At 59.1% G+C, this 12966-nt stretch carries 12 protein-coding genes; 11 read left to right on the top strand and 1 reads right to left on the bottom strand.

Going from position 1 to position 12966, the window contains the following annotated elements:
* Window positions 1-3 precede the first annotated feature (3 nt).
* Complete coding sequence (gnd, locus tag F4Y00_06090; GenBank protein MYE04523.1) at window positions 4-915, top strand: decarboxylating 6-phosphogluconate dehydrogenase; 912 nt, start codon at window positions 4-6, stop codon at window positions 913-915.
* Window positions 916-952: 37 nt separating this feature from the next.
* Here gnd and F4Y00_06085 read toward each other — a convergent pair whose 3' ends face one another.
* Entirely contained in the window at window positions 953-1456 is a 504-nt protein-coding gene (locus F4Y00_06085; GenBank protein MYE04522.1) for a gluconokinase, read from the bottom strand.
* Window positions 1457-1635: 179 nt separating this feature from the next.
* On the opposite strand from F4Y00_06085, the gene F4Y00_06080 reads away from it, so the two are divergent.
* The 10 genes from F4Y00_06080 (at window position 1636) to F4Y00_06035 (ending at window position 12924) form a co-directional block, all read left to right on the top strand.
* On the top strand, window positions 1636-2766 hold the full coding sequence (locus tag F4Y00_06080; GenBank protein MYE04521.1) for an ATP-dependent 6-phosphofructokinase: 1131 nt from the start codon (window positions 1636-1638) through the stop codon (window positions 2764-2766).
* Between the two features lie 48 nt (window positions 2767-2814).
* Window positions 2815-3741 carry a complex I NDUFA9 subunit family protein gene (locus F4Y00_06075; protein MYE04520.1) on the top strand — a complete coding sequence of 309 codons (927 nt, stop codon included), beginning with the start codon at window positions 2815-2817 and terminating at the stop codon, window positions 3739-3741.
* Window positions 3738-5774, top strand: a complete 2037-nt coding sequence (locus tag F4Y00_06070) for a hypothetical protein (GenBank protein MYE04519.1) — start codon at window positions 3738-3740, stop codon at window positions 5772-5774. The genes F4Y00_06075 and F4Y00_06070 overlap by 4 nt, the downstream gene beginning before the upstream one ends.
* A 178-nt stretch (window positions 5775-5952) precedes the next feature.
* On the top strand, window positions 5953-7212 hold the full coding sequence (gene clpX, locus F4Y00_06065; GenBank protein ID MYE04518.1) for an ATP-dependent Clp protease ATP-binding subunit ClpX: 1260 nt from the start codon (window positions 5953-5955) through the stop codon (window positions 7210-7212).
* 36 nt (window positions 7213-7248) lie between these two features.
* A complete protein-coding gene (locus F4Y00_06060) occupies window positions 7249-8508 on the top strand; it encodes an AI-2E family transporter (protein MYE04517.1) in 1260 nt (419 codons plus the stop codon).
* A gap of 7 nt (window positions 8509-8515) precedes the next feature.
* Window positions 8516-9646, top strand: a complete 1131-nt coding sequence (gene tgt / locus F4Y00_06055) for a tRNA guanosine(34) transglycosylase Tgt (protein ID MYE04516.1) — start codon at window positions 8516-8518, stop codon at window positions 9644-9646.
* Between the two features lie 176 nt (window positions 9647-9822).
* A complete protein-coding gene (locus tag F4Y00_06050; GenBank protein MYE04515.1) occupies window positions 9823-11064 on the top strand; it encodes a 4-hydroxy-3-methylbut-2-enyl diphosphate reductase in 1242 nt (413 codons plus the stop codon).
* A gap of 14 nt (window positions 11065-11078) precedes the next feature.
* Window positions 11079-11822, top strand: a complete 744-nt coding sequence (locus F4Y00_06045) for a class I SAM-dependent methyltransferase (GenBank protein MYE04514.1) — start codon at window positions 11079-11081, stop codon at window positions 11820-11822.
* Complete coding sequence (locus tag F4Y00_06040; protein MYE04513.1) at window positions 11791-12393, top strand: hypothetical protein; 603 nt, start codon at window positions 11791-11793, stop codon at window positions 12391-12393. Before F4Y00_06045 ends, F4Y00_06040 begins: the two co-directional genes overlap by 32 nt.
* Before the next feature lie 33 nt (window positions 12394-12426).
* Window positions 12427-12924, top strand: coding sequence for a hypothetical protein (locus F4Y00_06035; protein MYE04512.1), 498 nt, complete (start codon window positions 12427-12429; stop codon window positions 12922-12924).
* Window positions 12925-12966 lie beyond the last annotated feature (42 nt).

Raw genomic sequence — 12966 nt, 5'->3', positions numbered from 1 at the left:
ACGATGGAACTTGGAATGATTGGTTTGGGAAAGATGGGGGGCAGCATGGTGCTCCGGCTTCTCCGGCATGGCCACAATGCGATTGGATTCGATCTTTCGGCAGAGGTTGTTTCGGAATACGAGCAATCCGGCATGACCGGCGCCGATTCGCTGGAAACGTTGGTGATGCAATGCACCCTGCCCCGGCATATCTGGATGATGGTGCCCGCAGGCGATGCAGTGGACGCCACCATTGCCGCGCTTACGCCGATGCTTGAGGAAGGGGATGTGCTGATTGACGGCGGCAACTCCGATTATCGCAACACGATACGCCGCGCCCGGGAACTGAACGATCAGGGGATCATGCTGGTCGATGCAGGCACCAGTGGCGGCATTTGGGGCCTCGAGGAAGGATATTGTCTGATGGTGGGAGGGGACGAGCAGGCTGTCGAACGGCTCGTGCCGGTTTTCGATGCGCTGGCGTGCGACGGCAGCGAGGGATGGGGTCATGTCGGACCTGCCGGCGCCGGCCATTTCGTGAAAATGGTGCATAACGGGATCGAGTACGGCATGATGCAGGCCTATGCCGAGGGATTCGCAATCATGGCGGAAAGCGACCGTTTCGATCTGGATAATCATGCCATCTCGCAGATCTGGCGGCATGGGAGCGTGGTCCGGTCGTGGCTGCTGGACCTGACGGCGGACGCCCTCGAAGAGGATGCGGAGTTGCACGACATCGCTCCCTTTGTGCCCGATTCCGGCGAGGGTCGCTGGACCGTTCGTGAAGCGATTGACCTCAACGTTCCAGCTCCGGTCATTACCGCCTCGCTGCTCCAGCGCATTCAGTCCCGCGATGATCGGTCTTTTGCATACCGCCTTCTTTCGGCCATGCGTAACCGGTTCGGGGGGCATTCCGTAAAAAGGAGGGGCTCTTAATTGCCTGAAAAACAGGCCGGCGGTTTCCCGCGCCGTTTCAGCGGGCGTTTTTCAGGGCGTTTTCGAGAAGGGTTATCACGGTGGTAGCAACCCGGTCAAGCGGTTTTCCGGCATCGATCGTGAAGGCATGTTCCGGTTCTTCGAGCGCCGCATACTGGCTGTCGAGCAGATCTTCTCCAAAATAATGGCCGCGGCGGGCGCTTATTCTTTTCCAAACGATGTCCCGCTTCGCCTGAAGGTAGACGAAGATCGTCCCCTCATTGCCGCTTCGAAGGAGGTCCCGGTACTTTTTTTTCAGTGCCGAACATGTGATGATTGCCGGTTCCTTTTCGTCCAGACATTGCCGGATCCGGGTGCGCAACGCTTCGAGCCATGCTGCACGGTCGTCGTCATTCAGCGCGATTCCCCGGCGCATTTTGTCGATATTGGACGGCGAATGAAAATGGTCTCCGTCAAACAGGGACCACCCGAGGCGCTCTGCCGCAGCCTGTCCGACCGTCGTTTTTCCCACACCGGATACCCCCATGAAAATCGCGACCACACTGTGCCGCGCCGGGGTATCGGGAACCTGCCGGGCATTCATTTTTCCGACGCGTTTTCGGGAGACGTTTCCCGGTTTGCCCCGTGGCATGCGCCGGGGCGGAACGTAACGGGACATTTCTTCTTTTTATAGCAGGACATCGGGTTCATCGCTACCCTTCATCACGATCTCTTTTTTACATTATGTCCGCTTCCATGCGAGTCGGCGTCCTTACCGGCGGGGGAGACTGCCCCGGGCTCAACGCCGTTATCCGGGGCGTCACGAAATGCCTCATTCTCCAGCATCGCGCTGAAGTGATCGGCATCGAGGATGGCTTCCTCGGGCTGATCGAACGGCGCACCCGCCCCCTGCACTACCGTGACGCCAGCGGCATCCTCACGCGCGGAGGCACGATTCTCGGGACCAGTAACATAGCCAATCCATTCAGGTACTACAAACGGGACGATGCGGATGTCTCGGAAGAGGTTTTCGAATACGCCCGCCTGATCGGACTCGATGCGCTGGTGGTCATTGGCGGGGATGGTTCGATGTCCATTGCGAATGGTCTTGCGCAGATGGGCATGCAGATCGTCGGGGTGCCCAAGACGATCGATAACGATTTGGTGGGGACGGAGCGCACGTTCGGATTCGACACCGCCGTTTCGATCGTCACGGACGTAATCGACCGTATTCATACTACTGCACAGAGCCACGACCGGGTGATGATCATTGAAACGATGGGACGCTACGCCGGGTGGATTGCACTCTACGCCGGGGTGGCGGGCGGCGCCGACATCATCCTGATCCCCGAAATCGAATACACGGTGGAAGATGTGGCATGGGTCTGCCGGCAACGGGAAGCCAGAGGGCAGCACTTTACGATTATCATGATTGCGGAGGGCGCCCGGGCCAAGGGAGGCGACATGGTCGTTAAACAGATCGTGGAAAACAGCCCGGACCCCGTGCGCCTCGGGGGAGTTGGCAAGGTGCTCGAACAGGCGTTGAGTACGCAGATCGACAGTGAGGTGCGCACCACGATTCTGGGGCATATGCAGCGGGGCGGTACGCCGACGGCGTATGATCGCGATCTGGCGACGGTCTTCGGCGTCTATGCGGCCGCCATGATTGCCGAGGGGCGGTTCGGGCACATGGTCGCGTTGCAAAACAACCGGCTTACGAGTGTCCCCTTCGAAGAGGTCGCCAACAAGACCCGCATGATTCCCCTCGACCATCCGATGATTGCTACGGCCCATGCTACCGGGACTTCCTTCGGTGCGCGCGACTTCGATTGCCGCATCGAGAGTTTCAATATGGAGGATGTCGTCACCTGACGCAAGCGGCGTCCGTCCGGCTCCGAATTATTCCCCACTCGTGACACTATGACCGTTTTTCTTACCGGGAGTACGGGTTTCGTGGGAGGCTATATCCTCCGTGAACTGCTCCGGCAGGGGCACACCGTGCGTGGTCTGGTTCGAAACAAAGCCGATGCGATGCCGGACCGTGTAGAGCAGGTATCCGGCTCTGTGACTTCCCCGGATACGTTGCACGGAGTCATGGACGGCTGCGATGCCGTGATTCATCTGGTGGGGATTATTCAGGAACATCCTGCACGGGGCGTTACCTTCGATGCAATCCACGTTGGGGGCACGAAAGCCGTCGTGGACGAAGCCCGCAAGGCCGGCATTTCCCGATTTATCCAGATGAGTGCGAATGGCGCCCGCCGCGATGGCGTATCCGCCTATCAGACCTCGAAGTGGCATGCGGAAGAATATGTCCGGCAGGCAGGTTTTGCCCACTGGACGATTTTCCGTCCCTCGCTCATTTTCGGAGACCCTGGACCGGGCGGTTTCGAATTTGCGTCCGAGTTGGCCCGCACCCTGGTGCGTCCCTTGCCGGTGCTGCCCGTTTTCGGCAACGGCCGCTTTGAGATGCAGCCGGTGTCTGTCGAGGAAATTGCGGCGGCGTTCGTGCAGGCGCTCACGCTGGATGCGGCGCATGGCAAGATCTATTATGCCGGGGGGCAGGAGCGCATCACATTCCTTGAATTGCTCGACCGCATAACGGATGCGATCGGACACGCCCGGAAACTGAAAATCCCGAACCCTTCCGTTCTTGTGCGCCCGGTGATCCGTTTTCTGGACGGCACAGGCATCCTTCCTGTTTCCCTGGACCAGTTCGACATGCTCATGGAGGGCAACACCTGCGACAGCACGGCTTTTTATCAGGATTTTGACCTCGCATTCAAGCCGTTTTCGCCGGAAAACCTGTCCTACCTGAAACGGCGCGGAAAATCGGGGTCGGCATGACGGCGTACCTGCGGTGTATCGTTCTGGCCGGGCGCCTCCGGTATATCGTTCTGGTTGGGTGCTTGTTGTGTGCTCCCGTAGCCGCACAAGAGCCGGATACCACGGCGTTGGGTATTGACCCGGCGCCGGCCGCCTTGGATTCCCTTACCCGGATGCCTCTTGATATGATGGGATTCGGGGATGCATTGCATGAGGAGACCAGGGGCGTATGGGCCCTTTCCGATTCGATCCCGGCGCTCCGGCCCGATATCCGTCTTGTCGAACTTGTTGCCGGTGCGCCCGGCAGCTTCACCTACCTTTTCGATCGTCCGGGCTGGCCCGACGGCTGGAGTCCGTTCGGGCTTTCTCCCAACACGCGCCCGCTTACTCTGGACGGCATTCCGTTTACGGACATTTTCACCGGGCGCCCGGCCTGGGATCTGGTTCCGTTGGCTCTTGTTGCGCCTCCCCGTTTTGACCCCGCCGGGGCGAGGGGGCATCCTGCCGGCGTGCATGCCCAATTGCGGCCGTACGAAGGACCGGCGCCCCTTACCGAAGCCACCTACTGGCGCGATGGGGAGGGACTCCAGAGCATAGATGTAGTGCACGCCCAGCAACGGCGGCGATCGTTCAGGGGACATCCCGGATTGCTGCAGGTGCTCGGGGCCTACGGCGGGCGGGCCACAGAGGTCCCGTATCCGGGCAGCAATCTGGCGCGCGGACGACGCACCACCTTGCGCGTGCGGTATACGCAGCGTGCCTGGTCGGCAGAGGTGCTGTATATGAGCCAGCGCCGCCGGATCGGCGCGCACGAGGGAGTCCTGGTTCTGCCCGGTGATCCCGACGCGATCTACCGGAGCGATATCGCCCAGGTCGATATGCCGGAAGCCGAGCGGCGTATCGTGCGCAACGGTTTGGCGGGCATCGTGCGCGCCCGGTTGTTCCCTGCCGGCGTCACTTCTTCGACGGTGTATCATTCTACAGAAACATTCCGGTACCACAACGCCCTGGACACGCTCGGTACCCGTTCGATGCGTACCGGGGTGCGTGTCCACCAGCCCCTGATGCGCACTGTCAGGAGCCGGCTTGCGATCCGTATGGAGGGGTGGTCGGAGCACATGGCGCCTCGAGGGACATTCCGGGAATCCGCAGTACGTCGCTTCGCCATGTATGTGGAGGCCCGCGATTCGCTGCGTTTCGGGCGCCCCGGTGAGGATGGAAAGGAACGGAAATGGACTCTGGAGCCGGCGGCAGGCTGGTTTTTTCACCGGAGCGGGGGCCTTGCCGGTTCGGTCCGGTTGGCGCGCCGCGGAATCCGAACTTCCTGGCGCGTCGGCGCCTCGACCGGCAAACCGCGTACCCCCGTCGCATACGATACCGGTTTCGGCACCCTGCGCGGACAACGCGACGTACGGCCGGGACGAACCTTTTCGATGTATACGGAGGGGTCCGTACGGAAAGGCCCCTTTGTCATAGCGCTTGGGGCATTCGGGTACCAGGCCCGTGATCCGGTCGATGTGTTTGTTGCCGCTGAGGAAGTCGTTACGACCATGGCGCCGTCACCCCTCCGACAGGTGGCTGTTTACGCGGATATCGGCTGGCGCCGTCATGCCCAGCGCGGGTTCTATGCGATGGCGCGTCCTACCTTTACGCACATTGTCGAACAGAGCGGCTCGCCTTTGCATAAACGTCTTGCCGGTACGCTTCCCCGCTGGTTCGCAAGGGCGCGCCTTGGCGTGCGGTATGCGCTTTTCCAGGGCGATCTGCGCTTCGATCTTTACGCGGAAGGCGTGGCATGGTCCGCTTTTCACAGTCGATCGCTCCATGCGCCCACCGGGCTGCTTGCCGTGCCGGAGGCGTCTTCTCTATTGCTCGGCGCCTCGAACACAGGCAATATCGTGGCGGAAGTACGTGTGCGCACGGCCCGTCTTTTTTTCGTGTACGATCATGTACCGGCGGGTGCATCGCTGGTGGAAGGGACCATGCTCGTGCCGGTATACCCGCTTCCTGCGGGCCGTTTCCGTTTCGGCGTGCACTGGCCGATATGGGGGTAATATGTCTTTTGACAGCATCGCTCCACAGGAACTCTTACCTTATTCGTAATTATGCGTGTACACAGGTTTTGCGTACACTGCCTAATCGAACAGCGGTATCTATAGCGGAAGACAAGCAGCGAAAGCGGGCTGGCGGCGATCCGGCGCTTCCTCATACACGCATACATTCTCTTCCTGTATGAGTACCAGACATAACATCATCCAGTGTTCTTTCTGCGGGCAATCGGTGGACAGTGCCGCGTCCATGGTGCAGGCTCGGGAACCCGGCGTATATATATGCGACCGTTGTATCGGTGAAGCGGCGAGCGTGATCAGCAGCGTTCCGGAGGCGCAGACGGCTTCCCGGACATCGCCCGTCAAGCCGCGCCTGCTTGCCCCGCGTGAAATCAAGGGAGCGCTCGACGAATACGTAATCGGGCAGGAGTATGCGAAGAAAGCTTTGTCCGTCGCGGTCTATAACCACTACAAGCGGATAGACACGGACCGGTATGTGCACGAGTACGACCATGTGGAACTGGAAAAATCCAACGTGCTGCTGGTCGGACCCACCGGGGTCGGCAAAACACTGCTTGCCCGATCGCTGGCGCGCATTCTGGATGTGCCTTTTTCCATTTCGGACGCCACGGCGCTGACGGAAGCCGGCTATGTCGGCGAAGATGTCGAAAGCATTCTGACCCACCTCCTGCACGCTTCCGATTTTAATGTCGAACGCGCAGAACAGGGGATCATCTACATTGACGAGATCGATAAGATTGCGCGGAAAAGCGACAATGCTTCCATTACGCGCGACGTGTCCGGAGAAGGTGTACAACAGGCGTTGCTTAAAATCCTTGAGGGTACCGTGGCCGGAGTGCCGCCGAAGGGTGGGCGCAAGCATCCGGAACAGAGTCTGATAAACATCGACACCCGGAACATCCTCTTTATCGTGGGGGGAGCCTTCGACGGTCTCCAGGAGATCGTGGCGCACAGGATGTCTATCAATACCATCGGGTTCATGTCGGAGCGCCGCAAAGTGTTCGATCGCAACGATCCTGGGATCCTGAAAAGCGTCGAGCCGGACGATCTCCTGAAATTCGGACTGATTCCCGAACTGGTGGGTCGCGTTCCGGTCGTAGCCGCCCTGGATCCGCTTACCGACGAGGCTATGCGGGAGATTCTGCTCGAACCGAAGAATGCGCTGGTGAAACAATACCAGAAGCTGTTCGCTATGGACGGCGTGCAACTCGCCTTCGACGACGATGCGATCGAACTCATCGTGCAGCGGGCGAAAAAACTCGGCACCGGCGCGCGCGGGTTGCGTTCCGTAATGGAGCAGATCATGCTCGAAATCATGTACGATCTCCACACCCAACCGCATGCCGCGACCTGCCGGGTGACACGGGATACGGTGCTGCACGGCGCCGAGCCCGTCTACGAAAAGCGCAAGGCGAGTGCATAGAAGTAGAAGATAGAAGCCGCATTGGCCCCATTCAGCATGCCCGACGAATCGCCGAAGCTCCTGCCCGTACCGGATCAACGCCTGACCCCATTCCGGACTGCACTTCTCGTGGGGGGCGTTCTTCTTTTTCTGGGGATGATCTACCAGATGGGCGAGGATTTTATCGGCCCCCCGCTTGTCGCCTTTGCCGGGGCTGTTCTGCTGTGGCCTCTGCGGAAAATCCGCGCGGTGCGGGTCCTGCTGGTAGCGGGCGCCGTCATGCTGTTTCTGTGGGCGCTCAATGACCTTGCCATCATTCTGATGCCCTTCGCGGTGGTCTATCTGTTTGCGTATCTCTTCGATCCGCTGGTCACCATGCTGCATGACCGTTTCGGCATCCGGCGCGCTTTCTCCTCCCTTGCTGTGACGGCTGCCCTGATCGGGGTTTTCGCATCCTTCATCTTTCTGGTCGTTCCCACGCTGTTAACCCAGTTTGAAGAACTGTTTCTGCGTTTGATGGACACCATGGACGACTTTCGCGCCTGGCTGCAATCTGCCACGTTGCTCGACAATCTCGAAGAGGTGGGGGTCGACCGGGATCAAATCGTACGGGATCTTACCAGTTTCCTGCAGGAACAGGCTACGAATCTGGCGACGAGGATTCCGACCCTTCTGCAATCCGTTCTGACGCAGATCGGCACGGTGCTTGGCGCTGTGGCGCTCGTGGCTGTGCTGCCGGTCGTGCACTACTACCTGTTGAAAGATTTCCCGCCCATCAAAAGGCGGATCGTCGAACTGTTTCCAACCCTCGGAGGCCGCCGCGACTATCTGTTCCGAACCGGCGAGGTGGTCGGAAACTACCTGCGCGGCCAACTCATCATTTGCGCCATCGCCGGTTTCAATGTGTCGGTGGTTCTTACCCTTCTCGACGTGCCGTTCGCCCTCGTGATCGGTATTCTTGGGGGTATCCTCAATCTTATCCCGAACATCGGCATTATCGTCACGAATATCATCGGGATAGGCATCGGGCTGTTTCTCGGCGATCCCTGGTACGTCGATGTGCTCAAAATCGTGGCTGTTCTGATGGGCCAGTCGATTCTTGAATCGACGGTGCTGGTCCCGAATATCATGAGCAAGCAGATGGGGCTCCACCCTGTTCTGATCATCCTTTCGCTCTTCATTTTCGCGCATTTCATGGGTTGGGTCGGGCTGATCATCGCGGTTCCCGTCACTGCGCTGATCATGGCTGCCTACAAGACCTACCGGGATCATATCCGGTTCGAGTTGAGGGACGAAGAGGTGGATGTCATGCCCTGATTCGGCCATGCGATTTTCCGTATCCGGCAGGGATCCCCGTACCGAGGCGCGGGCCGGGCAGATCGAGACCGACCACGGTCCGATCGAAACCCCGGTATTCATGCCGGTGGGTACGCTCGGAAGCGTCAAGGCGGTTGATTCGCGCACGTTGCTCGAGGACGTAGGGGCACAGATTGTACTGGGGAACGCCTATCATTTGTACCTGCGTCCCGGCCCGGAGCTGATCGAACAAGCCGGCGGGTTGCACCGCCTCATGGCGTGGCCCGGTCCGATCCTGACCGATTCCGGGGGATATCAGGTCTTTTCGCTCGGCAGCCACCGGACGCTGAGCGAGGAGGGCGTAGCCTTCCGCAGTCACCTCGACGGCTCTTCCCATTTTCTTACCCCCGAATCGGCGGTGGATATCCAGCGCAGCATCGGCGCGGATATCATGATGGTCCTCGACGAGTGTCCGGCGGCGGATGTGTCGCGGGAATATGCGCGGGCTTCGCACGAGATGACCCTGCGCTGGGCGGCCCGCTGCAAAAAACGGTTCGAAGAAACGGAATCCCTGTACGAATATGATCAGACGCTCTTCCCCATCGTACAGGGTACGGTGTTTCCGGATATCCGGCAGGAGTCGGCCCGGCGGCTGGTGGACATGGACTTTCCGGGGTATGCCATCGGTGGTCTCTCGGTGGGCGAACCCGATCATGAGATGTATGCCATGGTCGAGGTCGTGAACGACATACTGCCTGCGGACAAGCCGCGTTACCTCATGGGCGTGGGCACTCCCGAAAATCTGCTGGAAAACATAGCACGGGGCGTGGATATGTTCGATTGCGTCATGCCCACGCGCAATGGGCGCAACGGTATGCTGTTCACGACGGAGGGCATCGTCAACATCCGGAACCGGAAGTGGCGCGACGACTTTTCGCCGCTTGATTCCGGTCTGGACGGGTATGTTTCCCGGACCTTCTCCAAAGCGTATGTGCGCCATCTTTTTATGGCGGACGAAATTCTCGGTCTGCACATTGCATCCGTACAGAACTTGTCTCTGTATACCTGGCTGATGCGCAAGGCGCGCGCAACCATCCTCGACGGTTCGTTTTTTTCCTGGAAGAAGGAAATAGCCCCCCACATCAGCCGAAGGTTGTGATCAAAACCAACCTGCAGCCGCAGGCTGTGATAAAGGTCAACCTGCAACCCCGGGCTGTGATTAGTAAAACAGCCTTGTCCTTCGTAGCCCGTTATCGAACTTGAATCCTTTCCCGGCGTTAACGATTTACCCCCGGCTTGTACCAGCCAGGGCCTGCCCCCAGACCTCGTTGCCCAATGGCCGCCCGAAAATTCAACGTTCCCAGCGCCTACGCGAGTTCGATCGTATCGACGGTCAAGGCCGCGCGCGGCGCGGCCGATCCGCGTAAAAGGGATCTCACACCGTCCGTACTGGACTTTGGTCCGATACGCTTCAAGATTGCACGGCATTTCGGATTCTGCTTCGGTGTCGAACATGCTATCGACATTGCCTGGCGCGCATTGGAGGAGAATCCCGGACGGCGCATTTTTCTGGTCTCGGAGATGATTCACAACCCCCGCGTGAATGGGGATTTGCGAGCAGCCGGCGTGCGTTTCCTGCGGACAACCACCGGCAAGCAATTGATTCCTTTCGAGGAGCTCACCCCCGATGACATAGTGATCATTCCGGCTTTTGGCACTTCGCTCGATGTCAAGCGCCAGTTGGCCGAATGCGGCGTCGACACCCTGACCTATGACACGACCTGCCCGTTCGTCGAGAAAGTATGGAACAAGAGTAAGCGGATCGGCCAGGGCGGGTATACCGTGGTCATACACGGTAAACAGTACCACGAGGAATTGCGGGCTACGTTTTCCCGCGCCAGCCGGGATGCCCCTGCCGTGATCGTACGCGATATACGCGAAGCGGAAGATATTGCCCGGATCGTTCGCGGAGAAGCCGACGCTGATTTTTTCTTCGATCGGTTCCGCGACAAATACTCGACCGGTTTCGACCCGCTCCGCGACCTGCAACGTATCGGTGTGGTAAATCAGACCACCATGCTTGCTACCGAGACGCAAGCCATTGCCCGTTTGCTCCGGCAGGCTATTCTCGAGCGGTACGGCGAGGCGGAATTGCCTGACCGTTTTGCCGACACCAGTGACACCCTGTGCTACGCTACCAACGAGAACCAGAACGCCACCCTGGAACTGATTGCGTCGGGGGGCGATCTGGGCATTGTCGTGGGCGGCTACAACTCATCCAATACCAGCCATCTGTTCGATCTTTGCGCGGAGAAGATGCCTGCGTATTTCGTGCGTGATGCCGAAGAAATCATCTCTCCGGACATGATCCGGCATTTCGACCCGGGGGAAGGGGCGGTAAAGGTTACAACCGAATGGCTTCCGGCCTTGCGTCCTCTAAATGTCGTACTCACCGCAGGCGCTTCCTGTCCTGACGCGTTGCTGGATGAGGTTATTCGCAAGATGATCGCATGGACGGAGGATGTCCGCACCCTGGACGAAGCCCTGGCTCCTTTTGCCTCCGGGAAGGCGGCATAAATCCGGTCGATTCCATGTGGTACGAGGAATGGTTCGATCATCCTGAGTACGAGCTCGTGTACCAGGACCGGGATGAGGACGAAGCGGAACGGATGGTGGATTTCCTGGAACGCATCGTCCGGCCTGTGTCCGGTGCTTCCATTCTGGATATGGGGTGCGGTCGCGGGCGGCATGCGCGGGCCCTTGCCCGGCGGGGGTATCATGTAACCGGCGTGGATCTTTCCACATACGCTATCGAAGAAGCCGCCCGGCGCGCTGCGAAAGAGGGGCTTACGGTCCTGTTTCGACGCGGCGACATGCGCAACCCGGTATGCGATTGTTGTTTTGACGGCGTCATCAATGTGTTTACGGCATTCGGATATTTTGCGGACGACGACGACCATGTGCGTGCGCTGCGGGCCATGCACCGGTCCCTGTGTCCCGGTGGCTGGTTCGTGCAGGATTTCTTCAATGTCCCCTATGTGCTCGATCATCTTGTTCCGGAAGACCGATTCGATCGGGCCGGATCGGCCATTCATCAGCGGCGATGGGTAGAAAACGGACGAATCAACAAGCGGATTACGATTCACACGGGCGAAAACGAACAGTCCTTCCTCGAATCCGTTCGTCTCTATACGCTGGAGGATTTTCGGGCGATGTATGCCTCGGCAGACCTGCAGATCCGGCATACGTACGGCGATTACGAAGGAAATCCTCATTCGAATGCCAGCCCCCGGCTCATTTTGTATGCCGAAAAGCCAGAGACGGACACGTGTTGATCCGCGCTCGACCATTCGGACGTGCGTGCTGATCATGCTGGTGTGTGCGACGGGATGCGACCTGTTCGCGACGCGCACACCGGAACCGCCGGGCACGGAGACCGGCACGTTTCTCCAGCCGGATACGCCCGACCAGGTGCTGGAAAATCTGCGCTTCGCCATTGCCGAATTGAATGCCCCGAATTACCGGCGTTCATTTTCGGACGATTTGCACTTCCAACCCACTGCGGAAGCAGAGGCGAATGACCCCGCCATCTGGAACGGATGGGGCGTTCAGGAAGAAGAAAGTTATTTTCGGGCACTGGTGGAGGCGGCCCGCCTTACCAGCGGCAACGAGTTGCGCTTGACCGACGTAGAGCAAACGGCGGGCCCTGAGCGTTATACGGTGGATGCCTCGTATGTGCTGGTGTTTAACCATCGCAGCACCGAATTGCCGAACAGGCTGCAGGGCCGTGTCGCCTGGTCGATCGAAAAGGGGCAGGACGGCCTGTGGTACATTGCAACCTGGACGGATAACTCGACCGGCACCGCCGCTTCCTGGAGCGATCTGAAGGCGGCCTTTATCAAATAAGCAAACGATCCGATGGGGACACGCTGGAGCGCCATGCTTGCGATCCTGACGCCGGTCGTGCTCGTTGCGGCCTGCAATCCCTTTGCCCCCGCACTCGAAGAAGGCAGTCCGTTCGGTGACCTGCTGGGCGATCCCACCACCATTGACGGCTTCTTTACCAATTTCCGGAATGCCTACGAGCTCCGGGACTTGACGCTTTATGAATCGCTGCTGGATTCCTCCTTCATTTTCATCTACTATGACTTCGATGCCCAGGTTGAACGCGAGTGGGGATTTGCTCAGGAACTCGAAACCACCCGGCGCCTCTTCGAAAATGCGACGCTTGTGAATCTGCGCTGGAACCAGATCCTTTCTCAGACCCTCTTTGAAGAGGATTTGCGCGCCCGGATCGTGCGGCCTTTCAATCTGACCATTTCGCTCGAAGGGGGCGATGTCTTTCGGGGGGATGGCAATGTGAATTTTCTTATTATTCGAGAAGATACGTCTGCTGTCTGGAAGCTCCTCCGGTGGCGGGACGAAAGCGAATTATAGGCGCCCGATCAGTCCTGTCCGACATCTGCATATACCCGGTCT

This window comes from Bacteroidetes bacterium SB0662_bin_6 (assembly GCA_009839485.1).
In the GTDB taxonomy this organism is placed as follows: Bacteria; Bacteroidota; Rhodothermia; order Rhodothermales; family VXPQ01; genus VXPQ01.
Note: the sequence above shows the minus strand (reverse complement) of the source record. Positions and strands in the feature narration are given on the sequence as shown.

Bases quoted from the DNA above. Each gene is read 5' to 3' on its own strand.
- F4Y00_06040 (MYE04513.1), top strand. From the start codon at position 11,791: ATGCCGAAAAGCCAGAGACGGACACGTGTTGATCCGCGCTCGACCATT.
- F4Y00_06075 (MYE04520.1), top strand. From the start codon at position 2,815: ATGACCGTTTTTCTTACCGGGAGTACGGGTTTCGTGGGAGGCTATATC.
- clpX (MYE04518.1), top strand. From the start codon at position 5,953: ATGAGTACCAGACATAACATCATCCAGTGTTCTTTCTGCGGGCAATCG.
- F4Y00_06035 (MYE04512.1), top strand. From the start codon at position 12,427: ATGCTTGCGATCCTGACGCCGGTCGTGCTCGTTGCGGCCTGCAATCCC.
- F4Y00_06045 (MYE04514.1), top strand. From the start codon at position 11,079: ATGTGGTACGAGGAATGGTTCGATCATCCTGAGTACGAGCTCGTGTAC.
- gnd (MYE04523.1), top strand. From the start codon at position 4: ATGGAACTTGGAATGATTGGTTTGGGAAAGATGGGGGGCAGCATGGTG.
- F4Y00_06070 (MYE04519.1), top strand. From the start codon at position 3,738: ATGACGGCGTACCTGCGGTGTATCGTTCTGGCCGGGCGCCTCCGGTAT.
- tgt (MYE04516.1), top strand. From the start codon at position 8,516: ATGCGATTTTCCGTATCCGGCAGGGATCCCCGTACCGAGGCGCGGGCC.
- F4Y00_06060 (MYE04517.1), top strand. From the start codon at position 7,249: ATGCCCGACGAATCGCCGAAGCTCCTGCCCGTACCGGATCAACGCCTG.
- F4Y00_06050 (MYE04515.1), top strand. From the start codon at position 9,823: ATGGCCGCCCGAAAATTCAACGTTCCCAGCGCCTACGCGAGTTCGATC.